General features: G+C 60.2%; 26 protein-coding genes. 21 read left to right on the top strand and 5 right to left on the bottom strand.

What is annotated here, in order from left to right; all coding sequences use genetic code 11:
* The first annotated feature begins 43 nt into the window (after positions 1 to 43).
* From dauA to ACZYSM_RS15285, 14 genes are all read left to right on the top strand, one after another.
* The gene (dauA, locus tag ACZYSM_RS15350) at positions 44 to 1,774 is read left to right on the top strand and encodes a C4-dicarboxylic acid transporter DauA (protein ID WP_489072329.1); all 1,731 of its coding nucleotides are present in this window, start codon (positions 44 to 46) and stop codon (positions 1,772 to 1,774) included.
* A 60-nt stretch (positions 1,775 to 1,834) separates the two neighbouring features.
* Positions 1,835 to 2,515, top strand: a complete 681-nt coding sequence (locus ACZYSM_RS15345; protein ID WP_489072328.1) for a GntR family transcriptional regulator — start codon at positions 1,835 to 1,837, stop codon at positions 2,513 to 2,515.
* Between the two features lie 106 nt (positions 2,516 to 2,621).
* Complete coding sequence (locus ACZYSM_RS15340) at positions 2,622 to 3,557, top strand: 4-hydroxyproline epimerase (protein ID WP_489072327.1); 936 nt, start codon at positions 2,622 to 2,624, stop codon at positions 3,555 to 3,557.
* Complete coding sequence (locus ACZYSM_RS15335; RefSeq protein ID WP_489072326.1) at positions 3,554 to 4,687, top strand: NAD(P)/FAD-dependent oxidoreductase; 1,134 nt, start codon at positions 3,554 to 3,556, stop codon at positions 4,685 to 4,687. Before ACZYSM_RS15340 ends, ACZYSM_RS15335 begins: the two co-directional genes overlap by 4 nt.
* A gap of 7 nt (positions 4,688 to 4,694) precedes the next feature.
* Positions 4,695 to 4,931, top strand: coding sequence for a (2Fe-2S)-binding protein (locus ACZYSM_RS15330; protein WP_489072366.1), 237 nt, complete (start codon positions 4,695 to 4,697; stop codon positions 4,929 to 4,931).
* Complete coding sequence (locus ACZYSM_RS15325; RefSeq protein ID WP_489072325.1) at positions 4,928 to 6,205, top strand: FAD-dependent oxidoreductase; 1,278 nt, start codon at positions 4,928 to 4,930, stop codon at positions 6,203 to 6,205. Before ACZYSM_RS15330 ends, ACZYSM_RS15325 begins: the two co-directional genes overlap by 4 nt.
* A gap of 28 nt (positions 6,206 to 6,233) precedes the next feature.
* On the top strand, positions 6,234 to 6,980 hold the full coding sequence (locus ACZYSM_RS15320) for a helix-turn-helix domain-containing protein (RefSeq protein WP_489072324.1): 747 nt from the start codon (positions 6,234 to 6,236) through the stop codon (positions 6,978 to 6,980).
* Positions 6,981 to 7,262: 282 nt separating this feature from the next.
* Positions 7,263 to 8,081: an ABC transporter substrate-binding protein gene (locus ACZYSM_RS15315; RefSeq protein ID WP_489072323.1), complete on the top strand. Its 819-nt coding sequence runs from the start codon at positions 7,263 to 7,265 to the stop codon at positions 8,079 to 8,081.
* 197 nt (positions 8,082 to 8,278) lie between these two features.
* The gene (locus tag ACZYSM_RS15310) at positions 8,279 to 8,944 is read left to right on the top strand and encodes an amino acid ABC transporter permease (RefSeq protein ID WP_489072322.1); all 666 of its coding nucleotides are present in this window, start codon (positions 8,279 to 8,281) and stop codon (positions 8,942 to 8,944) included.
* A gap of 10 nt (positions 8,945 to 8,954) precedes the next feature.
* Complete coding sequence (locus ACZYSM_RS15305) at positions 8,955 to 9,605, top strand: amino acid ABC transporter permease (RefSeq protein WP_489072321.1); 651 nt, start codon at positions 8,955 to 8,957, stop codon at positions 9,603 to 9,605.
* Positions 9,598 to 10,320, top strand: a complete 723-nt coding sequence (locus ACZYSM_RS15300; protein WP_489072320.1) for an amino acid ABC transporter ATP-binding protein — start codon at positions 9,598 to 9,600, stop codon at positions 10,318 to 10,320. The genes ACZYSM_RS15305 and ACZYSM_RS15300 overlap by 8 nt, the downstream gene beginning before the upstream one ends.
* A 27-nt stretch (positions 10,321 to 10,347) precedes the next feature.
* Positions 10,348 to 11,385 carry a trans-3-hydroxy-L-proline dehydratase gene (locus ACZYSM_RS15295; protein ID WP_489072319.1) on the top strand — a complete coding sequence of 346 codons (1,038 nt, stop codon included), beginning with the start codon at positions 10,348 to 10,350 and terminating at the stop codon, positions 11,383 to 11,385.
* A 97-nt stretch (positions 11,386 to 11,482) separates the two neighbouring features.
* Positions 11,483 to 12,400 carry a dihydrodipicolinate synthase family protein gene (locus ACZYSM_RS15290; protein ID WP_489072318.1) on the top strand — a complete coding sequence of 306 codons (918 nt, stop codon included), beginning with the start codon at positions 11,483 to 11,485 and terminating at the stop codon, positions 12,398 to 12,400.
* A gap of 300 nt (positions 12,401 to 12,700) precedes the next feature.
* On the top strand, positions 12,701 to 14,287 hold the full coding sequence (locus ACZYSM_RS15285) for an aldehyde dehydrogenase (NADP(+)) (RefSeq protein ID WP_489072317.1): 1,587 nt from the start codon (positions 12,701 to 12,703) through the stop codon (positions 14,285 to 14,287).
* 173 nt (positions 14,288 to 14,460) lie between these two features.
* Here the strand turns inward: ACZYSM_RS15285 and ACZYSM_RS15280 are convergent, their stop codons facing one another.
* The gene (locus ACZYSM_RS15280) at positions 14,461 to 14,934 is read right to left on the bottom strand and encodes a WbuC family cupin fold metalloprotein (RefSeq protein WP_489072316.1); all 474 of its coding nucleotides are present in this window, start codon (positions 14,932 to 14,934) and stop codon (positions 14,461 to 14,463) included.
* Positions 14,935 to 14,937: 3 nt separating this feature from the next.
* Positions 14,938 to 15,495 carry a hypoxanthine-guanine phosphoribosyltransferase gene (locus ACZYSM_RS15275; protein WP_489072315.1) on the bottom strand — a complete coding sequence of 186 codons (558 nt, stop codon included), beginning with the start codon at positions 15,493 to 15,495 and terminating at the stop codon, positions 14,938 to 14,940.
* Positions 15,496 to 15,660: 165 nt separating this feature from the next.
* On the opposite strand from ACZYSM_RS15275, the gene upp reads away from it, so the two are divergent.
* Both upp and ACZYSM_RS15265 read left to right on the top strand, forming a co-directional pair.
* A complete protein-coding gene (gene upp, locus ACZYSM_RS15270; protein ID WP_489072314.1) occupies positions 15,661 to 16,299 on the top strand; it encodes a uracil phosphoribosyltransferase in 639 nt (212 codons plus the stop codon).
* Between the two features lie 2 nt (positions 16,300 to 16,301).
* Positions 16,302 to 17,576: a uracil-xanthine permease family protein gene (locus ACZYSM_RS15265; protein ID WP_489072365.1), complete on the top strand. Its 1,275-nt coding sequence runs from the start codon at positions 16,302 to 16,304 to the stop codon at positions 17,574 to 17,576.
* Between the two features lie 151 nt (positions 17,577 to 17,727).
* Here ACZYSM_RS15265 and hemH read toward each other — a convergent pair whose 3' ends face one another.
* Positions 17,728 to 18,750 (bottom strand): ferrochelatase, encoded by a 1,023-nt coding sequence (gene hemH, locus ACZYSM_RS15260; RefSeq protein WP_489072313.1) that lies wholly within the window; start codon positions 18,748 to 18,750, stop codon positions 17,728 to 17,730.
* A gap of 13 nt (positions 18,751 to 18,763) precedes the next feature.
* The gene (locus ACZYSM_RS15255) at positions 18,764 to 19,666 is read right to left on the bottom strand and encodes a TIGR01777 family oxidoreductase (RefSeq protein WP_489072312.1); all 903 of its coding nucleotides are present in this window, start codon (positions 19,664 to 19,666) and stop codon (positions 18,764 to 18,766) included.
* Between the two features lie 210 nt (positions 19,667 to 19,876).
* Between ACZYSM_RS15255 and ACZYSM_RS15250 the strand changes: the two genes are divergently transcribed.
* From ACZYSM_RS15250 to ACZYSM_RS15230, 5 genes are all read left to right on the top strand, one after another.
* Positions 19,877 to 20,863, top strand: coding sequence for an NAD(P)/FAD-dependent oxidoreductase (locus tag ACZYSM_RS15250; RefSeq protein ID WP_489072311.1), 987 nt, complete (start codon positions 19,877 to 19,879; stop codon positions 20,861 to 20,863).
* Between the two features lie 181 nt (positions 20,864 to 21,044).
* The gene (locus ACZYSM_RS15245) at positions 21,045 to 22,010 is read left to right on the top strand and encodes a YbgA family protein (RefSeq protein ID WP_489072310.1); all 966 of its coding nucleotides are present in this window, start codon (positions 21,045 to 21,047) and stop codon (positions 22,008 to 22,010) included.
* Positions 22,011 to 22,013: 3 nt separating this feature from the next.
* Positions 22,014 to 22,958 (top strand): MerR family transcriptional regulator, encoded by a 945-nt coding sequence (locus ACZYSM_RS15240; protein WP_489072309.1) that lies wholly within the window; start codon positions 22,014 to 22,016, stop codon positions 22,956 to 22,958.
* 19 nt (positions 22,959 to 22,977) lie between these two features.
* The gene (gene phrB, locus ACZYSM_RS15235; protein WP_489072308.1) at positions 22,978 to 24,417 is read left to right on the top strand and encodes a deoxyribodipyrimidine photo-lyase; all 1,440 of its coding nucleotides are present in this window, start codon (positions 22,978 to 22,980) and stop codon (positions 24,415 to 24,417) included.
* A 54-nt stretch (positions 24,418 to 24,471) separates the two neighbouring features.
* The gene (locus ACZYSM_RS15230; RefSeq protein ID WP_489072307.1) at positions 24,472 to 24,777 is read left to right on the top strand and encodes a YkgJ family cysteine cluster protein; all 306 of its coding nucleotides are present in this window, start codon (positions 24,472 to 24,474) and stop codon (positions 24,775 to 24,777) included.
* 65 nt (positions 24,778 to 24,842) lie between these two features.
* Here the strand turns inward: ACZYSM_RS15230 and ACZYSM_RS15225 are convergent, their stop codons facing one another.
* Positions 24,843 to 25,361 carry an acyloxyacyl hydrolase gene (locus tag ACZYSM_RS15225; RefSeq protein ID WP_489072306.1) on the bottom strand — a complete coding sequence of 173 codons (519 nt, stop codon included), beginning with the start codon at positions 25,359 to 25,361 and terminating at the stop codon, positions 24,843 to 24,845.
* Between the last annotated feature and the right edge of the window lie 15 nt (positions 25,362 to 25,376).

Genomic DNA, 25,376 nt, shown 5'->3' with positions numbered 1-25,376 from the left:
AGCCAACCGACTGGCTGCGAAGCTCATTTCTTACGGAGTGCCTATGTCGTTCTCTTTCCCACCGCTATTTGCAGCCTTGCGCCAAACCTGGCGCGCGGGTTACTCCTTCAAAGCCCTTCGCGGGGATATCAGCGCCGGGGTGACGGTCGGTATCATTGCCATTCCACTGGCCATGGCGCTGGCGATTGCCGTCGGCGTGGCGCCTCAGCAAGGCTTGTATACGGTGCTCGTTGCTGCGCCGTTGATTGCGCTTACCGGTGGCTCTCGCTTCAACGTTTGCGGCCCGACCGCGGCTTTCGTGGTGATTCTGCTACCCATTACCCAACAATACGGGCTTGGCGGCTTGTTGCTTTGCACGATGCTGGCCGGCGTGATTCTGATCACCCTCGGACTGATTCGCGCCGGGCGCCTGATCCAGTACATCCCTTATCCCGTCACGCTGGGCTTCACCGCCGGTATCGGCATTGTCATTGCCACGCTGCAATTGAAAGACCTGCTGGGTTTGAGTCTCAACAGCCACCCGCAACATTACGTAGAACAACTCGGTGGGCTGATTACAGCATTACCCAGCGCACACCTTGGGGACGGGTTGATTGGTCTCACCAGCCTGGCGGTGCTGATTGTCTGGCCTCGAGTTGTACCAAAAATCCCCGGGCATCTGGTCGCCTTGGCCGTCGGCGCATTGCTGGGCCTGTTGCTGGAGAAGAGCGGCCTGCCAGTGGCGACCCTTGGCGAACGTTTCAGTTATCTGGTCGATGGGGTCAGCCATGCTGGCATCCCACCGTTTCTGCCAAGTTTTGACTGGCCCTGGAACTTGCCAGGGTCTGATGGCCAACCGCTGCTGCTGTCCTATGATCTGATCCGCCAACTGATGGCCCCTGCGTTTGCCATCGCCATGCTCGGTGCCATTGAGTCGTTGCTTTGCGCTGTGGTGGCGGATGGTATGACTGGCAGTAAACACGACCCCAATGCCGAATTGCTTGGTCAGGGTCTGGGCAATTTGATCGCGCCGCTGTTCGGCGGTATCACCGCCACCGCCGCCATTGCCCGCACGGCGACCAACGTGCGTGCTGGAGCTTTTTCACCCGTAGCCGCAATCATTCACTGCGGTGTGGTGCTGGTCGCGATTCTCGTGCTCGCCCCCCTGTTCAGTTACCTGCCGATGGCGGCGTTGGCGGCGCTGTTGGTGATAGTGGCGTGGAACATGAGCGAAGCCGGGCATGTCATTCACACGCTGCGCATCGCACCACGCAGCGATGTGCTGGTTCTGCTGACCTGCCTGAGCCTGACGGTGATGTTCGATATGGTGCTGGCTGTGGCCGTCGGCCTGCTGCTGGCGGCGGGTTTGTTTATCAAGCGTATGAGCGAGCTGACCGATACCGCCGAACTACCAAGCGACTTCCATCAGGCTCTGCTCGAACTCCCCGAACAGGTTCGCTGTTATGCGATAAGCGGCCCGCTGTTCTTTGGCGCCGCCGAAAAGGCCTTTAGCGTACTGCGCAAATTCAGCCCTGAAGTCAAAGTCGTCATTGTCGAAATGAGCGCCGTCCCCATGCTGGACATGACCGCCCTGGCGGTCTTCGACACTATCCTCAAGGACTACCGCGCCGATGGCATTGGCCTGATTCTGGTGGCAACCAACCCACGCATCCGTCTCAAACTGCGCCGCGCCGGGATTCATCGGGAGCAACGCCGGCTGGTCTATGTGCAAACCCTTGAACAAGCCAGGCGTAAAAGCGAGCAATGGCTAACGTCGGATGCGCTGATTCGCTGAGCTGAGCCCTGCACTGTTCGTATACAATATCCGCTATCACGCCTGCCGGGACTCACTCAATTGCCTTTACCGAGCTTCAATGCGCCCAATCTTGGCATTGTGCCTTCCGCCTCGGAAGTCATCGCCAAACACTTACGTGAAGCGATCATCGGCGGCCATTTCGCCGAAGACGAGCCGATCCGTCAGGACGATATCGCCCGCCTGTTCAACGTCAGCAAGATCCCGGTCCGCGAGGCGCTCAAACGCCTTGAGGCGGAAGGCTTGGTGCAGTTCCAGCGCAACAAGGGCGCGGTGGTGACGAAAATTTCCGAGCCCGAGCTGGCGCAGATTTTTGAAGTCCGGGTGCTGCTGGAAGTCCAGGCTATCCGCTTGGCCGTGCCGAACATGACCGAAGCCACCTTCGCCCGCGCCGAAAGCATTTGTGCCGAGTTCATCGACGAAAACAATATCGGCCGCTGGGCCGAATTGAACTGGGCCTTGCATGCCTGCCTGTACGAACCGGCGCAGCGACCGTTTCTGATCAACTTGATCCGCTCGATTCACGACAAGGTCGAACGCTACCTGCGCATGCAGATGAGCCTCTCCGAAGGCAAGGACCGCGCTGACCACGAGCACCGCGACATCCTCGCGGCCTGTCGTGCCGGCGATGCCGACAAGGCTGCCGAACTGATCGAGCAGCACATCATCGGCGTCTGCCGCACGCTTTATGAGCATCTGCCGAATGCACCGGCCCGCACCTGAAGACTGTGCCGATTTCGTCATCGTCACCGACTAAATCCCTCAAGCCGTAAGCCGCCCTCAAAGGCCAGTCTTGCACAGACATTTCCTGTGCAAGGTGGCGCCTCTCATGAAACGCATCCATGTCCTCGACTCCCACACCGGCGGTGAACCGACTCGCCTGGTGATCGACGGCTTCCCGGAGCTTGGTAACGGCTCCATGGCCGAGCGCAAGCAACGTCTGGCCGAGCAGTATGATGACTGGCGCGCCGCCACGGTGCTGGAACCGCGCGGCAGCGACGTGCTGGTCGGCGCCCTGCTCTGCGAACCTCAGGACCCGAGCGCCTGCGCCGGGGTAATTTTTTTCAACAACAGCGGCTACCTCGGCATGTGCGGCCACGGCACCATCGGCCTGGTGGCGTCACTGGCTTATCTCAAACGCATTGAGCCCGGCGTGCACCGGATCGAAACTCCGGTCGGCACGGTCGAGGCAACCTTGCATGAGGACCGCTCGGTCAGCGTGCGCAACGTTCCGGCCTATCGCTACCGCAAAGCCGTGCAGCTGAACCTGCCGAGCTATGGCACGGTCAGCGGTGACATCGCTTGGGGCGGCAACTGGTTCTTCCTGATCGCCGAGCACGGCCAACGCATCGCCAGTGACAATCTCGACGCCCTGACCGCCTACACCTGGGCGGTCCGCGAAGCCCTGGAAAACCAGGGTATTCGCGGCGAGGATGGTGGTGAGATCGATCATATCGAGCTGTTCGCCGACGACCCGCAGGCCGATAGCCGCAACTTTGTCCTTTGCCCCGGCAAAGCCTACGACCGCTCTCCCTGCGGTACCGGCACCAGTGCCAAACTGGCTTGCCTGGCGGCAGACGGCACGTTGCAACCGGGCGAAATCTGGCGCCAGGCCAGCGTCATCGGCAGCCAGTTCGAGGCCAGTTACGAGCGCCTCGATGAACTGAGGATCATCCCGACCATTCGCGGCCGTGCTCACATGAGCGGCGAGAACCACTTGTTGCTGGAAGAGGACGACCCGTTCGCCTGGGGCATTCGCCCATGAATGCTGACGTCATCGTCATCGGCGCCGGCATTGTCGGCAGCGCCTGTGCCCATGAACTGGCACAACGCGGTCTCGACGTGTTGGTGCTCGACAGCCAGCGCGGCGGCGCCACAGCGGTCGGCATGGGCCATTTGGTGGTGATGGATGACAACCCGGCAGAGTTGGCCCTGAGCCGTTACTCCATTGACCTGTGGCGCCAATGGGCACCACAGCTGGACGCCGGTTGTGCCTACAGCAATTGCGGCACGCTGTGGCTGGCGGCCAATGAGCAGGAATTGGCCGCCGCCGAGATTAAACATCAGGCTCTCAGCGCTCAAGACATCGCCTGCCAGATGCTCGACAGCCGGGCGCTGTACAACGCCGAGCCGATATTGCGTCCAGGCTTGAGCGGCGCGTTGAAGGTCAGCGGCGACAGCATTCTCTACGCGCCGAATGCCGCGCAATGGCTGCTGACTCAAGGAGCCAATCGGATCACACGTCGCATTGCCGAAGTGGCCGAGGTCTACGGCAATCAGCTGCGCTTGACCACGGGCGAACGCCTGCACGCCGAAGCCGTGGTGCTGGCCAACGGGATTCAGGCCACCGACCTTTGTCCAGAACTGCCGATCCGCCCAAAGAAGGGCCACCTGCTGATCACCGACCGTTATCCCGGCAAGATCCATCATCAACTGGTAGAGCTGGGGTATGTCACCAGCGCCCACGCCAGTGAGGGCACCTCGGTTGCGTTCAACGCTCAACCGCGGCCCACTGGGCAGATTTTTCTTGGCTCCTCCCGACAGTTCGATACCACCGATCTGCAGGTCGAAGGCGACGTGCTGGCGCGCATGTTGCGCCGAGCCCTCGACTATCTGCCGGAGTTGGCCGGGATGAACGCCATTCGCAGCTGGACCGGCCTGCGCGCAGCGACGCCCGACGGTCTGCCCATGCTCGGCGAACACCCGCAGCAGCCTGGTCTGTGGCTGGCGGTCGGCCATGAAGGTCTGGGCGTCACCACCGCCCCCGGCAGCGCGCACCTGCTGGCGGCGCAGCTGTGCAAAAGCGCTGCGGCTATCGACCCGACCCCGTATCTGCCGGGACGGTTTTTATGCACAGGTTCTTATCCACAGCACAGGGGCTGCGCCCATGATTGAACCCTGCATCATTGAACTTAGGCTCGATGGCCTGCCGGTTTCGGTCGAAATGGGCAGCACTGTCGCTGCCGCGCTTTATCTGGGTGGCGATGGCAGCAGCCGAACCTCGGTCAGCGGCCAGCGCCGCGCGCCGTTTTGCGGAATGGGTGTGTGCCAGGAATGTCGAGTGATGATCGACGGCCAGCGCCGTCTCGCCTGCCAGACAGTGTGCCGCAACGGTATGTGCGTGGAGACCCGGGCATGAAGGTTGATCTGCTGATCATCGGCGCCGGACCGGCCGGTATGGCCGCGGCACTGGCGGCAGCCCCCAGTGGTGCACGCATCGTCATCATTGATGACAACCCGGCGCCCGGCGGGCAGATCTGGCGCGATGGGGTAAAAGCGCAGTTGCCGGCCAATGCACGACGTCATCGGCAAGCACTGGCGGCAGCGAGCAATGTGCAAGTGTTCAACTCGACACGGGTGGTGGCGATTGCCGGCCCAAAACAGCTGTTGCTGGAAGACCCTGAGCACGGCTGGCGCATTCATTACCAGAAACTGATTCTCTGCACCGGCGCCCGCGAACTGTTGCTGCCGTTTCCCGGCTGGACCTTGCCCGGCGTCACCGGCGTCGGAGGCCTGCAAGCCTTGATCAAAGGCGGGATGCCGGTGGCTGGAGAACGCCTGGTGATTGCCGGCAGCGGTCCGCTGTTACTGGCCAGCGCCGCCACCGCGAAAAAGGCCGGTGCCCGGCTGCTGCAGGTCGCCGAGCAAGCACCCTTGCGCGCCGTTGCCGGGTTCGCCCTACATCTGCCGAAGTGGCCAGGCAAACTGCTGCAAGCGGCTCAGCTGTTTGATCATCATTACCATTGCGACAGCCATGTGCTGGCCGCCCTAGGCGAGGAACGCGTTGAAGCGGTCAGGCTGAAACGTAATGGTCGGGTGCTGGAAATTGCGTGTGATCGATTGGCCTGCGGCTTCGGCTTGATCCCCAATACTCAACTTGCCCAAGCGCTGGGCTGTGACGTGAAGGGCCAGGCCATCGCCGTCGACCCAACCCAGGCCACCAGCCTGGCCGAGCACTTTGCCGCCGGCGAATGCACCGGCTTCGGCGGCAGTGAGCTGGCGTTGGTGGAAGGTGCCATCGCCGGTTTGAATGCGATCGGCGAAACCCAAAAAGCCCGCGCCCTTTGGTCTCAACGTCAACGCTGGCAGACGTTTGCCGATCGGTTGAACAACGCCTTCGCCTTGCGCGATGAACTCAAACACCTGGCTGAACCTGACACCCTGATTTGTCGTTGTGAAGATGTAGCGTTTTCCGCGCTCAAGGATTGCACAGGCTGGAACCAGGCCAAACTCCGCAGTCGGTGCGGCATGGGCGCCTGTCAGGGACGGATCTGCGGCGCGGTAACGGGCTTTCTGTTCGACTGGCCGACACCCGTGCCACGGCCGCCATTTTCTCCAACGCGGATCGACACATTGCTGCAACTCGCCGACAGCGCCGAGCTTCCCAAGCCCGATCCGCTCACCGTAGAGTAAGGCCCTCCATCACCAGGGCCGCTACTTGATGACGTTCCCCCTGTCGCTGCCCTCCCCGCGCGATCTGCCCGAGTTACTCGGCAGTCTGCAATTGATCGTGCCGCTGCTCGATGCCATGCCCGGTGTGGTGTTCTTCATCAAGGACACCGCTGCGCGCTACGTGCTGATCAATCAAACCCTGGCCCAGCGCTGCGGTGTCAGGGACGGACGCCAGTTGCTCGGCAAGACTGCCGAACAGGTATTCCCATCGCGCTTTGGCCCGCACTACACCGAACAGGATCGCCGGGTCTTGAGCGACGGTAGCCAGCTCAGTGATCAGCTTGAACTGCATCTCTACCCCGGCCGCGAGCCCGGTTGGTGCCTGACCCATAAGCTGGCGCTTCACAATGCCCAAGGCACCATCATCGGCATGGCCGGGATTTCCTACGACCTGCTGGCGCCACAGTCCAATCACCCGGCCTACCAAAAACTCGCTGCTGTCGACGGGCACATCCGCGAGCACTATGCGCAGCACATCGCGTTGAGCGATTTGACCGCCCTCACCGGGTTTTCCGTGGCGCAACTGGAACGGCACTGCAAACGCATCTTCCAGTTAACGCCCCGGCAGATGATCCACAAAGCCCGGCTGGGCGCCGCCTCACAATTGCTGTCGGGCAACCTGCCGATCACCGAGATCGCCCTGCGATGCGGTTACACCGACCACAGCGCTTTCAGCCGCCAGTTCAAGGCACTCACCGGCCTTTCTCCAACGCAGTACCGCGACAACCACCGTTGACTGTTACCCGTTACGGAGCACCCCGATCAAACCTGCTCCCTTTTGTGACATGAGTCACCGCATCGTCCTGACCGCTCACCGATTGCCTGCCCGAGCTCGGTAATCCCCTCCTTTCTCTGTCGCCGTCTGCTTCGGGCCTCGTAGCCACACCAGGGTTCGGCTTTGGATGTGCGCTGCGGTTTTGGCACATGCAGTGCATATAAAATATCGTATACGAAATTCTAAATACGTATTTGATAAGAACTGCCCACTGCTCGACACCATCCGACAACGAGGCCCCTTATGAAAAACCCTGCATCCGCCGTCATTTTCACCGCCGTTCTGAGCACTGCGTTCATTGGTCAGGCCCAGGCCGACAAACTCGATGACATCATCGAGTCCGGCAGCCTGCGTTGCGCCGTCACCCTCGACTTCCCGCCGATGGGGTTCCGCGATGAGAAGAACACTCCGGCCGGGTTCGACGTCGACTACTGCAATGACTTGGCAAAAACCCTCGGGGTTAAAGCCGAGATCGTCGAAACGCCTTTCCCTGACCGCATTCCAGCGCTGGTTTCGGGCCGCGCCGATGTGATTGTGGCGTCCACCTCCGACACCTTGGAACGGGCCAAGACCGTGGGCATGACCATTCCCTACTTTGCCTTTCAGATGGTGGTGCTGACCCGCACCGATTCAGGGATCAAAACCTACGACGACCTCAAGGGCCATTCCGTCGGCGGTCCCGCCGGTACGTTCGAAGCGATCTCGCTGGAAAACGATGTGAAAAAATGGGCCAACGGCAAAGGCGCCTTTCATGCGTATCAATCGTTGGCCGATGCCGTACTCGCCTTGAGTCAGGGACAGATCGACGCCACCACGGTGACCTCCACCGTCGCCGCATCGCTGATCAAGTCCGGCAAGTACAAGAACCTCAGCATCGCCGGTACCGCACCGTATGACATCGATTACGTGTCCCTGGGTGCCAAGCGCAACGAGTACGGTCTGCTCAACTACCTGAACCTGTTTGTGAATCATCAGGTGCGCTCCGGGCGCTACCAGGCGTTGTTCGCGCAGTGGGTCGGCGGGACCGCGCCGGAGCTGACGGCCAATGGGGTGTATCGCTAAGCATCGAATACCTGTGGGTATTGGGTTTGTCCTCGTGTAGGAGCGAGCTTGCTCGCGATGGACTCATGGGCGGCGCGTCGATTCAGAGAATACGCGTCATCGTTAACGCCCATCGCGAGCAAGCTCGCGCCTACATAGGGACCTCATTTCTTTAACTGACAACACCCAAACCAGTTGAAACCCAAGGAACTCCTTTGATGTTCGACTACACCTTCCATTGGCGCGCGGCTTTTCAGGCGTTGCCGGACATGCTCGACGGCGCCAGGGTTACCCTGGAAATCGCTGTGCTGTCGATGCTCGCCGGCACCCTGATCGCGATGTTCCTCGCCCTCGGCCAACAGTCCGACAGGCGCTTGTTCCGCACGATTGCCGCCAGCTGGGTATCGATAGCGCGCAACACCCCGGCGCTGTTCCAGGTCTACATCCTGTATTTCGGCCTTGGTGCCTTTGGCATTCATATGGGCTCATGGCTGGCGCTGTTGATCGGTATCACGTTCAACAATGCCGGCTATCTGGCGGAAACCTTTCGCGGCGGCCTCAACGCGGTACCCGACACCCAACTGCGCTCCGCTCGCTCCCTGGGCATGAGTGCGCCGCAAGCCTATCGCCTGGTGGTACTGCCGCAGCTGTTGCGCGTGGTGTTTTACCCGCTGACCAATCAAATGGTCTGGGCGCTGCTGATGACCTCGCTTGGGGTGGTGGTCGGTCTGACCAGCGACCTCACCGGGGTCACCCAGGCGCTAAACGTGAAGACGTTCCGTACGTTCGAGTTCTTCGCCATCGCCGCCGTTCTCTACTTCGTCCTGGCCAAACTGGTGGTGCTGATCGCCCGCCTGCTGGCTTGGCGTTTGTTCCGGTACTGAGGAGCCCACCATGTACACATCGAGTTTGACCTGGGGCGACTTTCAGTACCTGCTGCAAGGTGCTGGCACCACGCTTCTGCTGACGTTCTGGGCCATGTTTATCGGCACACTGTTGGGCGTTGTTTGCGGTTTGTTTCGTGCCCTGTTGCCGCGTCTGAGCCTGCCGCTGGCGTGGGTGCTGGACGTGTTTCGCAGCGTGCCGTTGCTGATCCAGTTCGTTCTGCTCAACTCGTTCAAGTCCATCATCGGCCTGAACTGGAGCGCCTTCACCGTAGCCTGCGTGATCCTCGGCACCTACGCCACTGCCTACTGCGCGGAGATCGTCCGTGGCGGTGTGCTCTCGGTGCCGTCGACCACCCGCCGCGCCGCCCGCTCGCTGGGCATGAGCCACACCCAGGACTTGCTGCATATCGTCCTGCCGATGGCGACCCGGGTGGCGTTTCCCGGCTGGATCAACCTCACCCTGGCGGTCATGAAAGACACCTCGCTGGTGCTCTGGATTGGCATCGTCGAACTGTTGCGCGCCTCGCAAACCATTGTCACCCGGCTGCAGGAGCCGCTGTTCGTGCTCGCCCTGGCCGGCCTTATCTACTACGTCATGAGCCTGGTGATCGCCCGTCTGGGTGCGCGGCTCGAACAGAGGTGGCAGGAAAATGATTGAGATCGAGAACGTCCATAAGTCCTTCGGCAATCTGGCAGTGGTCAAGGGCGTCGACCTGACCGTGAACAAAGGCGAAGTGGTGTCGATCATCGGCGGCTCGGGCTCGGGCAAGTCGACCCTGCTGATGTGCATCAATGGCCTGGAAGCTATTCAGGGCGGGCAGATTCGCGTCGACGGCACACCGGTGCATGCCACCGGGACCGACCTGAACAAATTGCGCCAGAAGATCGGCATCGTCTTCCAGCAATGGAACGCGTTCCCGCACCTGACGGTGATGGAAAACGTCATGCTCGCGCCGCGCAAAGTCCTTGGCAAAAGCCGTCAGGAAGCCGAAGAGATCGCTGTGCGCCAACTCACTCACGTCGGCCTCGGCGACAAGCTCAAGGTCTTCCCGAGCAAGCTCTCAGGCGGCCAGCAACAACGCATGGCGATTGCCCGGGCGCTGGCCATGTCGCCGGACTACATGCTCTTCGACGAAGCCACCTCGGCCCTCGACCCACAACTGGTGGGCGAGGTGCTGGACACCATGCGCCTGCTGGCCGAGGAAGGCATGACCATGGTGCTGGTGACCCACGAGATTCGCTTCGCCCGGGACGTCTCGGACCGTGTGGCGTTTTTCCGCGACGGCAAGATCCATGAGATCGGCCATCCGGATCAGGTAATCGGCCAGCCACAACGGCCGGAAACCGCCGACTTTCTCAAGTCAGTTCTGTAATCCACAGCCCATCCAGAGGAGACCAGCATGCGCTCAAGCAAGATCATTCATGTGGTGAGTTGCCACGCCGAAGGTGAAGTCGGCGACGTGATCGTCGGCGGTGTCGCACCACCGCCCGGTGCCACCCTGTGGGAGCAATCACGCTGGATTGCCCAAGACCAGACCCTGCGCAATTTCGTCCTCAACGAACCGCGCGGTGGTGTGTTCCGCCACGTCAATCTGCTGGTGCCGGCCAAAGACCCTCGGGCCGACATGGCCTGGATCATCATGGAACCGGCGGACACACCACCGATGTCCGGCTCCAACTCCCTGTGCGTGGCCACGGTGTTGCTCGACAGCGGGATCTTGCCGATGACCGAGCCCGTGACCCGGCTGGTGCTGGAGGCGCCCGGCGGGCTGATAGAAGTCACTGCCCAATGCCGTGACGGCAAGGCCGAGCGGGTCGAAGTGCGCAATGTGGTGTCATTTGCCGACAAGCTCGACGCCTGGATCGAGGTCCCGGGGCTGGGCTCAGTGCAGGTCGATACCGCGTATGGCGGCGACAGCTTCGCCATTGTCGACGCTCAGCGTCTGGGCTTCTCGCTGACCGCCGATGAAGCCGCGGATCTGGTGGCGACAGGACTGAAGATTACCCAGGCCGCTAACGAACAACTGGGCTTCGTCCATCCGCTGAATCCGGAGTGGCAGCACATCTCTTTCTGCCAGATCGCCGCACCGGTCAATCGTGCTAATGGCGTGGCCAACGCTGCCAACGCGGTAGTCATTCGTCCCGGCAAGATTGATCGCTCGCCCTGCGGCACCGGTTGTTCGGCGCGCATGGCGGTGTTGCATGCCAAAGGCCAACTGGCGGTGGGCGAAGCTTTTATCGGGCGCTCGATCATTGGCTCCGAGTTCCATTGCCGAATCGACGCCACTACCGAAATTGCCGGGCGCCCGGCGATTGTCCCTTGCCTGTCCGGGCGCGCCTGGATCACCGGCATTCACCAGCACCTGCTTGACCCAAGTGACCCTTGGCCCAGCGGTTATCGACTGTCCGATACCTGGCCGGTCGAACTGAACATCTGAAGCACGCTAATCTGAAAAAGACTTTTGAACTCCACGGCACTTTCAGTGCTCAACGAAAACGTATACGAAATACTATAATTCCATCAGCGGAGGCAACATGAGCAAGCACGTTAACTGGAGCGGTGTTTTCCCTGCGGTCACGACCCAATTCAACAGTGACTTTTCCATCGACTACGAGGGCACGCACAAGGTCATCAGCGGCCTGGTTCGCGACGGTGTTTCAGGTCTGGTGATCTGCGGTACCGTCGGAGAAAACACCTCGCTGAGTACCGAAGAAAAAATCAGCCTGGTAGAACTCGCCAAGGACGCCGCGGCCGGCCGGGTGCCGGTGATCTCCGGTGTCGCCGAGTTCACCAGCGCCAACGCCAGCAAAGTCGCCAAGGAAATCCAGCGGGTCGGTGCCGACGGCATCATGCTCATGCCGGCGCTGGTCTACTCCTCAAAACCCTTCGAGACCGCCGCGCACTTTCGCAGCGTGGCCGCCAGCATTGACCTGCCAGTGATGGTCTACAACAACCCACCGATCTATAAGAATGACGTCACGCCGGACATCCTGATTTCGCTGGCCGACTGCGACAACGTCGTCTGCTTCAAGGACTCCTCGGGCGATACCCGGCGCTTTATCGATGTGCGCAACGAGGTCGGCGACCGCTTCGTGCTGTTCGCCGGGCTCGATGACGTGGTACTCGAAAGCATCGCCGTCGGCGCGGTGGGTTGGGTTTCCGGGATGTCCAACGCGTTCCCGAAAGAAGGCGAAACGCTGTTCCGCCTGGCCCGCGACGGCCGCTTCAAGGAAGCCATGCCGATCTACGAATGGTTCATGCCACTGCTGCACCTCGATGCCCGTCCAGACCTGGTGCAGTGCATCAAGCTCTGCGAAGAGCTGATGGGCCGTGGCTCGGCGCTGACTCGTCCGCCACGCCTGGGTTTGCTCGACCACGAGCGCAGTGAAGTCGAAGCACTGATCAAGACCGCCCTCGCCAATCGCCCAACACTGCCGGACGTTGGTCTGTAAGACGCCACCTGTGGGAGCGGGCTTGCCCCAATGTAGGAGCGAGCTTGCTCGCGATGGGCGTTAACGATGACGCGTGTTTGCTGGATAAATGCGTCGCCCTCAGATCCATCGCGAGCAAGCTCGCTCCTACATAGCATTGGGGCTTGCCCGCGAAGCTGACACCGAGGTTTTTCAGGCATTGCGTGTCATCGTTTTTCGCGGGCAAGCCACGCTCCCACAGGTTCTGCGTCTTAGCTTACCGACATCCGTCCTGACTGCCGCGCTCTTCACCGGGCGCGGCCCCGCCGAGATTTTTTTCTTATGTTTATCATCACCGGCCACAACTTCATCGGCTTCGGTCGCAGCGCCCTGGGCGATCAGCACCTGCAAAGCATTGATGCCAGTAGCGGCGAGGCGCTGCCCTATTGCTTCAGCCAGGCCAACGCGGAAGAAGTCGACAACGCTGCGCAATTCGCCGCCAAAGCCTACCCGAGCTATCGCAACCTGCGGGCCACCGCTCGCGCCGGGTTTCTTGAAACCATCGCCGAGGAAATCGATGCACTGGGCGATGACTTTATCGCCATCGTCTGCCGTGAGACCGCCCTGCCCGCCGCCCGTATTCAGGGTGAGCGAGCGCGCACCAGCGGCCAGTTGCGCTTGTTTGCACAGGTTTTGCGCCGGGGTGATTTCCTCGGTGCACGCATCGACCGCGCGCTGCCTGAGCGTCAGCCGCTGCCTCGCGTCGACCTGCGCCAATGGCGCATCGGTCTCGGGCCGGTTGCGGTGTTTGGCGCCAGCAACTTTCCGCTGGCGTTTTCCACTGCCGGCGGTGATACCGCTTCGGCCCTCGCCGCCGGTTGCCCGGTGGTGTTCAAGGCCCACAGTGGGCATATGGCGACCGCCGACTCTGTCGCCTCGGCAATCATCCGCGCCGCCCGACGTTGCGGCATGCCCGAAGGCGTGTTCAACATGATCTATGGGGCTGGCGTTGGCGAGGCGCTGGTCAAGCACCCGGCGATCCAGGCGGTCGGCTTCACCGGGTCTTTGAAGGGTGGCCGCGCACTGTGCGACATGGCTGCAGCCAGACCACAGCCAATCCCGGTATTTGCCGAAATGTCGAGCATCAATCCGGTGCTGGTGCTGCCGGCGGCCCTGCACGCACGGGGTGAAACGATCGCCAGTGAGCTCAGTGCGTCGATCGTGCAGGGCTGCGGCCAGTTCTGTACCAATCCGGGGCTGATTATCGGCCTGCGTTCGGCAGCGTTCAGCACCTTCGTCGAACAGCTCACCGCGCACATGCGCGAAAAGCCGCCACAAACCATGCTCAACAGCGGCACGCTGCGCAGCTATGAGCAAGGCCTGCAACGCTTGCTGCAGCATCCACGGGTCAGCCGGCTGAGCGGTGAAAACCCGCAAGGTAACCAGGCCCGCCCACAGCTGTTCAAAGCCGATGTCAGCCTCTTGCTCGAGGGTGATGAATTGCTACAGGAGGAAGTCTTCGGACCCGCCAGTATCTTGATCGAGGTGGCCGATGAGACTGAGCTGAAACAGGCGCTTCACGCACTGCACGGACAATTGACTGCCACCCTGATCGCCGAACCGGCGGACCTGGAGTTGTGCTCAAGCCTGCTGCCGATCCTCGAACAAAAAGCCGGACGCCTGTTGCTCAATGGCTACCCGACCGGTGTTGAAGTCTGCGATGCCCTGGTTCACGGCGGCCCGTACCCGGCCACCTCGGACGCGCGCGGGACGTCGGTCGGTAGCCTGGCGATCGATCGGTTCTTGCGGCCAGTGTGCTATCAGAACTGTCCGGACGAGTTACTGCCGGATGCACTGAAAAACGCCAATCCGCTGGGAATTTTGCGCTTGGTGGATGGCGTGAATACGCGGGAAGGGTTAGGTATGTGACAGTTAATACGTCTCCAAGGCGAGCATAAAACCTGTGGCGAGGGAGCTTGCCCCAATGCCAGTCAGTTAGGGCGACGACGCGGTCCGTAGCAGCCTTCGCCAGCTGCTACGGGGAATACGCGAAGCCAGAAATGCCTTAGCTGACCGGAATCCGGCTTTGCCCCAACCCGCAGTCAATCAAACTGCGCGCGCATCCAGGCCTGATACTCGGCCACACCCGCCTCACCTTCGCGGGGCGCCCAGTCAGCGTATTCGCCGTCACCCACTGGTCGGTAAGGCCCGGCCTTGCATTCGAACATCAGCGTATCAGCCTCCAGCACCACAAAACTGTGGAACACTCCCGGCGGCAGGTCGACACCCAGGCAATCGCCGCCCGCCTGCATGACACGCTTGCTCAGCAGTTCGCCCGAGTCGCTGAACACCAGCAAACCAAGGCAGCCTTTGAGCACCAGGACGGTTTCGGCTTTATCGATACTCAGGTGCCGGTGCGGCGGGACGTAAGTACTCGGCTGCATCCCAACGGCCATGCGGTGACAGGGCTCATCCATCTGGTGGAAGTTGTGATGATGGCGGCCGCGTGGGCTGGCCACGGCTTTTTCCGCCAGTTCGGCGAACAATGACTGATCGAAAAAAACGGGCGTCGTCATGTTTTACATGCCTTTGACGGCGTAGATACCCGCAGCGTTGCGCCAGTAGCCTTTGTAGTCCATGCCGTAACCGAAGATGTAGCGGTCGATGCACGGCAGGCCGACGAAGTCTGCTTTCAGATCAGGGCGAGCCTTGCGGTCGTGATCCTTGTCTATCAGCACGGCGGTATGCACCGCGCGAGCGCCGGCGTGTTTGCAGAAGTCGATGATGGCGCCCAGGGTATGACCTTCATCGAGGATATCGTCGATGATCAGTACGTCACGGTCGATGAACGATACTTCTGGCTTGGCTTTCCAAAACAGATCGCCGCCGCTGGTTTCGTTGCGGTAGCGGGTCGCGTGCAGGTAGGACGCTTCCAGTGGGAAATTCAGATGGGTCAGCAGTTTGCCGGTAAAAATCAGACCACCGTTCATCACACAGAAAACCACTGGATTGCTCTCAGCGAGTTTTTCGTTGATTTGCGCACCGACACGGGCGATGGCCGCCTCGACTTCAGCTTCGGTGTACAGGCAGTCAGCCTCTCGCATGATTTGACGGATATGCTCGAGATCAGCGGACATGGCGCTCTCCAAGGGGTTGGCTGTTTCGGAAAAGCGGGCAAAGGTACGCATCCAGCGGAGTCAGATCAAGCGTTTCTGGACTAACGTACAGCATGTCTATAGGACAACACCCTCGGATAGATTAATCTAGGCCGCTTTTTTTGCCCGCCGCCGGAGCCTTTCCCCATGCCCACCCGTGAGATCCGCCATCCGCTGATCCGCCACAAGCTCGGCCTTATGCGCCGCGCTGACATTAGCACGAAGAACTTCCGTGAGCTCGCTCAGGAAGTCGGTGCCCTGCTCACCTACGAGGCGACCAAAGACCTGCCGCTCGAGAGTTACGAAATCGAGGGCTGGTGCGGCACCGTTCAAGTCGAAAAAATCGCCGGTAAGAAAATTACCGTGGTGCCGATCCTGCGCGCCGGTATCGGCATGCTCGAAGGTGTCCTCAGTCTGATCCCGGGCGCCAAGGTCAGCGCCGTAGGTGTGGCTCGCAACGAGGAAACCCTCGAAGCGCATACCTATCTGGAAAAACTGGTTCCGGAAATCGACGAACGCCTGGCCATGATCATCGACCCGATGCTCGCCACCGGCGGTTCGATGGTCGCGACCATCGACTTGCTGAAAAAGGCCGGCTGCAAAGATATCCGCGCCATGGTCCTGGTCGCCGCCCCCGAAGGTATTGCCGCAGTAGAGAAGGCTCACCCCGACGTGACCATCTACACCGCGTCCATCGATGAGCGTCTGAACGAGCACGGCTACATCATTCCGGGCCTGGGTGATGCCGGCGACAAGATTTTCGGTACCAAGCAGAAGGACGCTTGATGATGCAGGACGAGTTCAACGACCCGCTCTGGCGCACGATTCTATCGGGCGCACAGATGTTGTTCGTGGCGTTTGGCGCGTTGGTGTTGATGCCCCTGATTACCGGCCTCGACCCCAACGTCGCGCTGTTCACGGCGGGCCTGGGGACTCTGCTGTTTCAGGTGGTCACCAGGCGTCAGGTGCCGGTGTTCCTGGCTTCGAGCTTTGCCTTCATCACCCCGATCATTCTCGCCAAGGGCCAATTCGGCCTCGCCGCGACCATGGGCGGGGTGATGGCGGCAGGTTTCGTTTATACCTTTCTGGGCGTTGCGGTGAAGATCAAGGGCACCGGTTTTATCGACCGACTGTTGCCGCCCGTGGTGATCGGCCCGGTGATTATTTCCATCGGCTTGGCCATGGCGCCGATTGCCGCCAACATGGCGATGGGCAAGGCCGGTGACGGGACCGAGCTGATCCACTACCAGACGGCGATGATGATTTCGATGCCGGCGCTGTTGACCACGTTGATCGTGGCGGTGTTCGGCAAGGGGATCTTCCGCCTGGTGCCGATCATTTCCGGTGTACTGGTGGGGTTCGCCATGGCGTTCTACTTCGGCGTGGTCGATACCGCGAAGATTGCCGCAGCGCCGTGGTTCGCATTGCCGCACTTCACCGCACCCGAGTTCAACTGGCAGGCGATTCTGTTTATCGTTCCGGTCGCACTGGCGCCCGCCATTGAGCATATCGGTGGGGTTATCGCGGTTGGTAGTGTCACGGGCCGTGATTACCTGAAAAAGCCCGGCCTGCATCGCACCCTGTTCGGTGATGGCATCGCCACCACCGCTGCCGGGCTGCTCGGTGGCCCGCCCAACACCACCTATGCAGAGGTCACCGGCGCGGTGATGCTGACCAAGAACTACAACCCGAAAATCATGACCTGGGCTGCGATCTTCGCCATCAGCCTGGCGTTTATCGGCAAGTTCGGCGCGCTGTTGCAGAGCATTCCAGTGCCGGTGATGGGCGGGATTCTCTGCCTGTTGTTCGGCTCGATCGCCGCAGTGGGGATGAACACAATGATTCGCCACAAAATCGATCTGGGCGAAGCGCGCAATCTGGTGATTGTGTCGGTGACGCTGGTGTTCGGGATTGGCGGCGTGCTGGTCGGTACCGGGACAGGCCCCGATGACTTTGGGCTCAAAGGCATCGCCTTGTGCGCCGTGGTAGCGATTGCGCTGAACCTGATCCTGCCGGGTAACGATAGCTGGAAGCACAAGAAGGCGAATGAGCCGTTGCTTTGATGGGATGAAGACTTGAAGGTTTTTATCGCCAGTTAAATTGCCATCGCGAGCAAGCTCGCTCCTACAGTCGATCACACCATGCTGATCTGGCAAAGAACCACTGTAGGAAGAGCCGGGCGACGTTCGCTTGCTCGCGATTGGTTCTTGAATCCTACAACGCCAACGGCGCCCGTTCGCACAGCGTACTCAACGCATGCGCCCACTCAGGGTTGTCATTCAGACACGGCACCAGCACCAGCTCCTCACCGCCCGCTTCGCGGAACTGTTCTCGCCCGCGATCACCAATTTCTTCCAGCGTCTCGATGCAATCGGCGACAAACGCCGGGCACATCACCAGAATCTTCTTTACGCCTTGCTGTGCCAGCACCTCAAGACGTGCTTCGGTGTAAGGTTCGATCCATTTGGCGCGGCCCAGTCGCGACTGGAACGACACCGACCACTTACCCTCCGATAACCCCATGCGTTCTGCAAAGGCCGCCGCTGTGCGCAAGCACTGGCCGCGATAACAGGTCGCCACGACGCCCGGCGGCGCATCACGGCAACAATCACCCCCACCGTCCAAACAATGACCCGGATTGAGCTTCTTCAAGTGCCGCTCCGGTAGCCCATGAAAACTCAGCAGCAAATGATCGAAGTCCTGCTGCAAATGCGGCTTGGCACTGGCCACCAAGGCGTCGATGTATTCAGGTTGATCGTAGAACGGCTGCAAGATCGAGAACTGCACCCCCAGCTTCTTATCCCGCACCACGCGTTTGGCTTCCTCGATCACCGTGGTCACTGTGCTGTCGGCGAATTGCGGATAGAGCGGTGCGAGCGTCACTTTCTTCACGCCTTGGGCCGCCATGCGGGTCAGCACCGTTTCAATCGACGGCTCGCCGTAACGCATCGCCAACTCCACCGGCCCCTGCTTCCATTGCTCGGTCATCGCCTGTTGCAGGCGGCGACTGAGCACCACCAACGGAGAGCCCTCATCCCACCAGATCGAAGCGTAGGCATGGGCAGACTGCTCAGGGCGCTTGATCAGAATCAGCGAGACCAGCAAACGCCGCACCGGCCAGGGCAAGTCGATGACGTAAGGGTCCATCAGAAATTGATTGAGGTAGCTGCGCACATCAGCCACCGAAGTGGAAGCTGGCGAACCCAGGTTGACCAGGAGTAACGCGTGATTGGTCATGCAACGTCCTATTTCAAAGGCGGCTGGATACATCGTCCAGGGCCGCGCGCAAATCTGTGAACTGGAAAGTGAAACCCGCCGCCAACAAACGCGCCGGCGTGGCCCGCTGGCCACCCAGCAACAACAGTGACAACTCGCCCAGGCCAACTCGCAAAGCGAAGGCCGGCAGCGGCACCATCGCCGGGCGGTGCAACACGCTGCCAAGGGTCTTGGCAAACTCGCGATTGCGCACAGCCCGGGGCGCGCAGGCATTATAAGGACCGCTCGCGTCATTCTGATTCAGAAGAAAATCAATCAGGGCGATTTGATCGTTGATATGAATCCATGACATCCACTGCCGACCACCGCCGATCGGCCCGCCCAGCGCGAGTTTGAACGGCAATAACAGACGCGACAAAAAGCCACCCTCGGCAGCCAGCACCAGCCCGGTACGGATCAGCACCACGCGGATGCCCATGGCCTCGGCGCGTTGTGCGGTCTCTTCCCAGGCAATACATAACTGGCTGGCGAAGTCTTCACTGACCGGAGGCGAGTCCTCGTTCAATACCCGTTCACCGCCATCGCCGTACCAGCCCAGCGCCGAACCGGAAATCAGTACGCGGGGTTTCTGATCGAGACTTTCCAGCCAGGCGAGCAAGGTTTCGGTCAGGCTGATCCGGCTGCTCCAGAGCAACGCCTTGCGCCTGTGGGTCCAGAGCCGATCGGCAATTGGCGCACCGGCGAGGTTGATCACCGCGTCGACCGGTTCTTGACCAATATCCTCAAGCCGACTGACTCCACGTACCTGGGCACCGCAGAGTTTGGCAACCTTTTCAGGTCGACGACTCCACACAGTCAACCGATGGCCCTGGGTCAACCAGTGTCGGCAGAGTTGACGTCCTATCAAACCAGTACCGCCGGTCAGCAATATGTGCATGACATCTTCCTCGCGTGGCGTTTTTCCCGGATCACTAGTCTATTTTTATAAGTAGGGATCTTTTGAATCGAACAGGCTCTATGGTTAACAATAGGACAACCTATCTAGAACAGCTTGTAAGACCTAGACCGCAAAAAGTTATACCAAAAAACAATATTGTACAGGTTTAAACGACGACATAGTCTGTACCGGAAGGTAAGTGAGGCCCTTATGACTGTACCCATCGCAATCATCGGCACCGGCATCGCCGGACTCTCGGCTGCGCAGGCACTTCAGGATGCCGGGCATACGGTACAACTCTTCGATAAAAGCCGCGGCAGCGGCGGACGCATGTCGAGCAAGCGCAGTGACGCTGGCGCACTGGACATGGGTGCACAATATTTCACCGCCCGCGACCGCCGCTTCGTCATCGAAGTCCAGCGCTGGCAAGCCAATGGCTGGGTCGCCGTATGGTCGCCGCAACTCTATAACTTCCACGGCGGTGAACTCAGCCCCTCGCCAGACGAGCAGATCCGCTGGGTCGGTACGCCACGCATGAGCGCCATCACCCGCGCCCTGATCGGCGACATGGAAGTGCATTTCGCCTGCCGTATCACCGAGGTCTACCGCGGCGAAGAGCATTGGCATCTGCAAGATGCCGAAGGCTTCACTCATGGCCCTTTCAGTCACGTGGTGATTGCCACTCCTGCTCCTCAAGCCACCGCCCTGCTGGCTGCCGCGCCGAAACTGGCCGGGGTCGCTGCCGGGGTGAAGATGGACCCGACCTGGGCCATCGCCCTGGCATTCGAAACACCGCTGGACACCCCAATGGAAGGCTGCTTCGTACAGGACAGCCCACTCGACTGGCTGGCTCGCAACCGCAGTAAGCCGGGACGCGATAACACGCTCGATACCTGGATCCTGCACGCCTCGAGTACCTGGAGCCGGCAGCATATCGATCTGCCAAAAGAGGCCGTAATCGAACAACTGCACGGCGCTTTCGCCGAGCTGCTGCACAGCGCCATGCCCGCCCCGACCTTCAGTCTCGCCCACCGCTGGCTCTATGCCCGGCCGGCCGGCAGTCATGAATGGGGTGTGTTGGCCGACGCCGATCTGGGTCTGTATGTGTGTGGCGACTGGTGCCTTTCCGGACGTGTCGAAGGGGCCTGGCTCAGCGGCCAGGAAGCCGCCCGCCGCTTACACGAACACCTGCAGTGAACCGCATTAACCCACGCAAATTGCTGCTGTCGAAATGGACAGCAGCCCATCCGCGATCCATCCCAGTAAACCTCCAAAAAATACCTATACAAACGATTTGACTTGTACACCTTTGAATCTATGATGAATAAAAGTTGTACAGACAAAAAATTCTGTACAGTTATTGATCAGAGGCTCTTCAATGCCCAGCGACCTTGCTGCGACCAGACCGAAAATCGCTGTCAGCGCTTGCTTGATGGGCGCAGAAGTCCGTTACAACGGCGGGCATAAGCAATCGCATCTGTGCAGCCACACCCTCACTGATTATTTCGACTTCATCCAGGTTTGCCCAGAAGTCGCCATTGGCTTGGGCATTCCTCGCGAACCTATCCGATTGGTAGGTGATCCTCAGCAACCACACGCCATCGGCACGATTCATCACGACATCAATGTCACTCAACCATTGGCTGATTACGGTCAGAAAATGGCGGTCGAGTTGAATGACATCAGCGGCTACATCTTCATGCAGAAGTCACCCTCCTGCGGCCTGGAACGGGTCAAGGTCTATCAGGACAACGGTATGCCAATCAATGGCGGCGGCCGTGGCATTTACGCCCAAGCGTTTTGCGCGCTGCATCCCGATTTGCCGGTAGAAGAGGACGGTCGCCTCAATGATCCGGTATTGCGGGAGAACTTTCTGACCCGGGTTTTCGCCCATGCCGCCTGGCAGCAGTTGCTCAAGGAGGGCTTGAGCCGCCACGGATTGACCGAGTTTCACTCGCGCTACAAATACCTGGTGATGGCCCATAACCCGGTGCAATACAAGACCCTGGGTAATCTGCTCGGCAGCATGGGCAAGTGCGACCCCAATCAACTCGGCCCACGCTATTTCAGCGAGCTGATGGCGGCGCTGAAAAAGTGCGCCACCCGCCGCACCCACACCAATGTTCTGCAACACCTCAGTGGTTACCTCAAGCAAGCCATCAGCGCTGAAGACAGGCAAGAAATGCAGCATGTCATCGGCCAGTATCGCCACGGCATCGTGCCGCTGGTGGTACCGCTAACGCTGCTCAAGCATCACTTGCGCCAGCATCCCGATCCGTATGTCGCGCAGCAGGTGTATCTGCAACCGCACCCGGAAAACCTCAGCCTGCGAAATGCGATCTAGACCATGACCAAGCCCAAGCCCAACACCACAACAAACGACGATCCCGGCGCCGACTACCAACAGGCGCTGGAAGAAGGTTGGCTACCGATTCGCGAAGTCGCCCGCCAGACCGGCGTCAACGCGATCACGCTGCGGGCCTGGGAACGGCGTTACGGCTTGATCGTGCCGCAGCGCACCCCCAAAGGTCATCGGCTGTTCTCGGCCGAGCATGTACAGCGCATTCTGATGATTCTGACCTGGCTCAACCGCGGCGTTGCCGTCAGCCAGGTCAAGCAACTGCTCGACACCCCACAGGCTTTCGACCAGCCCGCTGAAAACGACTGGCACGCCCTGCGCCAGAGCCTGATGCACGCCATCAGCCAGTTGGCCGAACGCCAGGTCGACGACACCTTCAACCAGGCCATGTCGCTGTATCCGCCGCGAACCTTGTGCGAACAGCTGCTGATGCCGCTGCTGGCAGAACTTGAACAGCGCTGGCAGGGCCAGTTTGGTATGCAGATGGAGCGGGTGTTTTTCTATTCCTGGCTGCGCAGCAAGTTCGGCGCGAGGATCTACCACAACAACCGCCAATTACGCGGAGCGCCACTGCTGCTGATCAACCACTCGGACCTGCCGCTGGAGCCCCACCTGTGGCTCACCGCCTGGTTGGTGAGCAGCGCCGATTGCCCCGTGGAAGTCTTCGACTGGCCGCTGCCTGTCGGCGAACTCGCCCTGGCGGTCGATCATCTGCAAGCCCGCGGCGTACTGCTCTATTCGAGCAAAACCATAAATGTGAACCAACTGCCGAAACTACTGAGCGGCTTCAGTTGCCCAAAAATGATTGCCGGACCAACGGTATGCATCCACCACGCCGAGTTGTCCGTAAGAACGTCTGACATTGCTGACTTGTCCCTGGCCGAAGGTCCTTTATCAGCTCACCAGAGTCTGCTTCAGCGCGGGCTAATTTAACGTTCTTCCTGGATCGACCATGCATTTGATCTGGCTGCGCAGCGACCTGCGCCTACATGACAACACTGCCCTTTCGGCCGCCGCAGAGCGCGGCCCAACTGTAGCCGTGTACTTGCTGAGCCCGGAGCAATGGCAGGCCCACGACGACGCCCCCTGCAAAATCGACTTCTGGTTGCGCAATCTGTGCGAGTTGAGTAAAGCCCTTGGCGAACTGAACATCCCCTTGTTGATCCGCCACGCCGCCACTTGGGAACAGGCGCCTAAGGTATTGCTCGACTTATGCCAGCAACTGCACGTTCAGGCGCTGCATGTGAACGAGGAGTACGGCATTCATGAAACCCGTCGTGATGCCGCAGTGGCTCAGGCGGTAGAGGCCCACGGCATCACCTTTCACCGCTACCTCGATCAATTGCTGTTCAAGCCCGGCAGCGTACTGACCAAAACGGGTACTTATTTCCAGGTCTTCAGCCAGTTTCGAAAAGTCTGTTACACCCGCCTGCGCAGCGCCTTGCCACGACTGATCACAGCGCCCAACGCTCAGCTGCCGATAACCACTGCCAGCGATCCGGTTCCATCACAGATTGATGGCTTCGCAACACCCAGTGAGACGCTACGCGGGCTCTGGCCTGCGGGTGAAGCCGAAGCATGGCGCCGCCTGGAGAGCTTTACCGAGCAGCCGATCGACGACTACAAAACCGAACGGGATTTTCCGGCCAGGCCTGGTACCAGCCAATTGTCCGCCTACCTGGCTGCCGGAGTGATCTCGCCACGGCAGTGCCTGCACGCCGCGTTGCAATGTAACCAGAGTGAGTTTGAAAGCGGAAACAGCGGCGCCGTCACCTGGATCAATGAACTGCTGTGGCGCGAGTTCTACAAACATATCCTGGTGGGTTACCCACGAGTTTCCCGGCACCGCGCGTTTCGCCCGGAAACCGAAGCCCTGGCCTGGCGCGATGCCCCCGAAGAGCTGGCAGCCTGGCAACAGGCGCGGACCGGCTTGCCGATCATCGACGCTGCCATGCGCCAACTGCTGGAAACCGGATGGATGCACAACCGCCTGCGGATGGTTGTGGCGATGTTTCTGACCAAGAACCTGCTGATCGACTGGCGCGAAGGGGAGCGCTTCTTCATGCGTCACCTGATCGATGGCGATCTGGCGGCGAATAACGGCGGCTGGCAATGGAGTTCGTCCACCGGTACCGACTCGGCGCCCTACTTTCGCCTCTTCAACCCGCTGAGCCAGTCGCAAAAGTTCGACGCGCAAGGGCTGTTCATCAAGCACTGGCTGCCGGAATTGGCCGCGCTGAACAAGAAAGATATCCACAACCCGGCCGCCATGGGCGGATTGTTCGGCGTAGCCGACTACCCATTACCGATGGTGAACCTGAGTCTTTCCCGCGAACGGGCACTGGCCGCGTTCAAGAACCTCCCCGCGAGACAGGATGCGGTAGTTCACTGAGCGTCCGTCAGGCCTTTCACACAGCACAGGCGCTCTGCCTTACACTGCGTGACTATGACCAATATCCCCCTCATCGAAATCGCCGAACCGGCGGTCACCTGCTCCACATGCGCGGCCTGCTGTTGCCAACTGGAAGTCATGCTGATCACTGACACTGGCGTGCCCGAACGCTTTATCGACACTGACGATTGGGGTGGGGAGGTCATGCTGCGCCTGGATGACGGCTGGTGCGCCGCGCTGGATCGCAACAGCATGATGTGCTCCATCTACGAGAAGCGCCCGCTGATCTGTCGGGAGTTCGAGATGGGCGAAGCGGATTGCATCAACGAACGCCAAGGGATTGCTACGGCGTATCGTTGAATCTCAAGCAGGCACATGTGTGGCGATAGGGCTTACTCCCTCGCCACACTATGACTCTGCAAAGTTTAAAAGGGCATCGTGTAATGCAGCGCGTAGCTCTCTATACCGTCGTTATGCCTGTTGATGCTGGCGTTGGAATAGTGAGTCGCGCGAATGCCGACTTCATGTCCACCGGCAAAGCGCAGGCCGCAACCGATGCGGTCTTCGAACTGAAACGCCGACCCCATCTTGTTGCCTTCCACTTCGGTGTGGGCAAACAATGCCACACCAATCCCCGCCTCGAGATAAGGTTTGACGGTTTCACCGGCGAACTCATAAACCAGTACCGGTGAAAACGACAGGCTGTGGTTGCTCGGCTTTTTGTCGCCACTCCAGAACGTATAGGCGCCGCTCCAATAGCCGGTCAGACGACCGACATCACTCTGCAGCCAGCTCTTGTCCCAATCCAGTTGCATGCCCAAGCGGTAGGTCTGGGTCGAGTCGCTGGTCTGGCCAACCGCGAACTCCACACCAGTAGCCTGCGCCGAAAAACTTTGCCCCAACATTACGGCCGCAAGCGCAGCCAAACAGAACAGTCGCTTCATTTAGAAACATCCTTT

The sequence above is a fragment of the Pseudomonas sp. F220 genome, assembly GCF_057813935.1.
Note: the sequence above shows the minus strand (reverse complement) of the source record. Positions and strands in the feature narration are given on the sequence as shown.

Excerpts from the sequence above, each read along its gene's own strand:
- ACZYSM_RS15285 (WP_489072317.1), top strand. The coding sequence starts at position 12,701 with ATGTTTATCATCACCGGCCACAACTTCATCGGCTTCGGTCGCAGCGCC.
- ACZYSM_RS15250 (WP_489072311.1), top strand. The coding sequence starts at position 19,877 with ATGACTGTACCCATCGCAATCATCGGCACCGGCATCGCCGGACTCTCG.
- ACZYSM_RS15255 (WP_489072312.1), bottom strand. The coding sequence starts at position 19,666 with ATGCACATATTGCTGACCGGCGGTACTGGTTTGATAGGACGTCAACTC.
- phrB (WP_489072308.1), top strand. The coding sequence starts at position 22,978 with ATGCATTTGATCTGGCTGCGCAGCGACCTGCGCCTACATGACAACACT.
- ACZYSM_RS15275 (WP_489072315.1), bottom strand. The coding sequence starts at position 15,495 with ATGTCCGCTGATCTCGAGCATATCCGTCAAATCATGCGAGAGGCTGAC.
- hemH (WP_489072313.1), bottom strand. The coding sequence starts at position 18,750 with ATGACCAATCACGCGTTACTCCTGGTCAACCTGGGTTCGCCAGCTTCC.
- ACZYSM_RS15315 (WP_489072323.1), top strand. The coding sequence starts at position 7,263 with ATGAAAAACCCTGCATCCGCCGTCATTTTCACCGCCGTTCTGAGCACT.
- ACZYSM_RS15335 (WP_489072326.1), top strand. The coding sequence starts at position 3,554 with ATGAATGCTGACGTCATCGTCATCGGCGCCGGCATTGTCGGCAGCGCC.
- ACZYSM_RS15320 (WP_489072324.1), top strand. The coding sequence starts at position 6,234 with ATGACGTTCCCCCTGTCGCTGCCCTCCCCGCGCGATCTGCCCGAGTTA.
- ACZYSM_RS15290 (WP_489072318.1), top strand. The coding sequence starts at position 11,483 with ATGAGCAAGCACGTTAACTGGAGCGGTGTTTTCCCTGCGGTCACGACC.
- upp (WP_489072314.1), top strand. The coding sequence starts at position 15,661 with ATGCCCACCCGTGAGATCCGCCATCCGCTGATCCGCCACAAGCTCGGC.
- ACZYSM_RS15310 (WP_489072322.1), top strand. The coding sequence starts at position 8,279 with ATGTTCGACTACACCTTCCATTGGCGCGCGGCTTTTCAGGCGTTGCCG.
- ACZYSM_RS15265 (WP_489072365.1), top strand. The coding sequence starts at position 16,302 with ATGCAGGACGAGTTCAACGACCCGCTCTGGCGCACGATTCTATCGGGC.
- ACZYSM_RS15240 (WP_489072309.1), top strand. The coding sequence starts at position 22,014 with ATGACCAAGCCCAAGCCCAACACCACAACAAACGACGATCCCGGCGCC.
- ACZYSM_RS15325 (WP_489072325.1), top strand. The coding sequence starts at position 4,928 with ATGAAGGTTGATCTGCTGATCATCGGCGCCGGACCGGCCGGTATGGCC.
- ACZYSM_RS15340 (WP_489072327.1), top strand. The coding sequence starts at position 2,622 with ATGAAACGCATCCATGTCCTCGACTCCCACACCGGCGGTGAACCGACT.
- ACZYSM_RS15295 (WP_489072319.1), top strand. The coding sequence starts at position 10,348 with ATGCGCTCAAGCAAGATCATTCATGTGGTGAGTTGCCACGCCGAAGGT.
- ACZYSM_RS15280 (WP_489072316.1), bottom strand. The coding sequence starts at position 14,934 with ATGACGACGCCCGTTTTTTTCGATCAGTCATTGTTCGCCGAACTGGCG.
- ACZYSM_RS15305 (WP_489072321.1), top strand. The coding sequence starts at position 8,955 with ATGTACACATCGAGTTTGACCTGGGGCGACTTTCAGTACCTGCTGCAA.
- ACZYSM_RS15225 (WP_489072306.1), bottom strand. The coding sequence starts at position 25,361 with ATGAAGCGACTGTTCTGTTTGGCTGCGCTTGCGGCCGTAATGTTGGGG.
- dauA (WP_489072329.1), top strand. The coding sequence starts at position 44 with ATGTCGTTCTCTTTCCCACCGCTATTTGCAGCCTTGCGCCAAACCTGG.
- ACZYSM_RS15230 (WP_489072307.1), top strand. The coding sequence starts at position 24,472 with ATGACCAATATCCCCCTCATCGAAATCGCCGAACCGGCGGTCACCTGC.
- ACZYSM_RS15300 (WP_489072320.1), top strand. The coding sequence starts at position 9,598 with ATGATTGAGATCGAGAACGTCCATAAGTCCTTCGGCAATCTGGCAGTG.
- ACZYSM_RS15245 (WP_489072310.1), top strand. The coding sequence starts at position 21,045 with ATGCCCAGCGACCTTGCTGCGACCAGACCGAAAATCGCTGTCAGCGCT.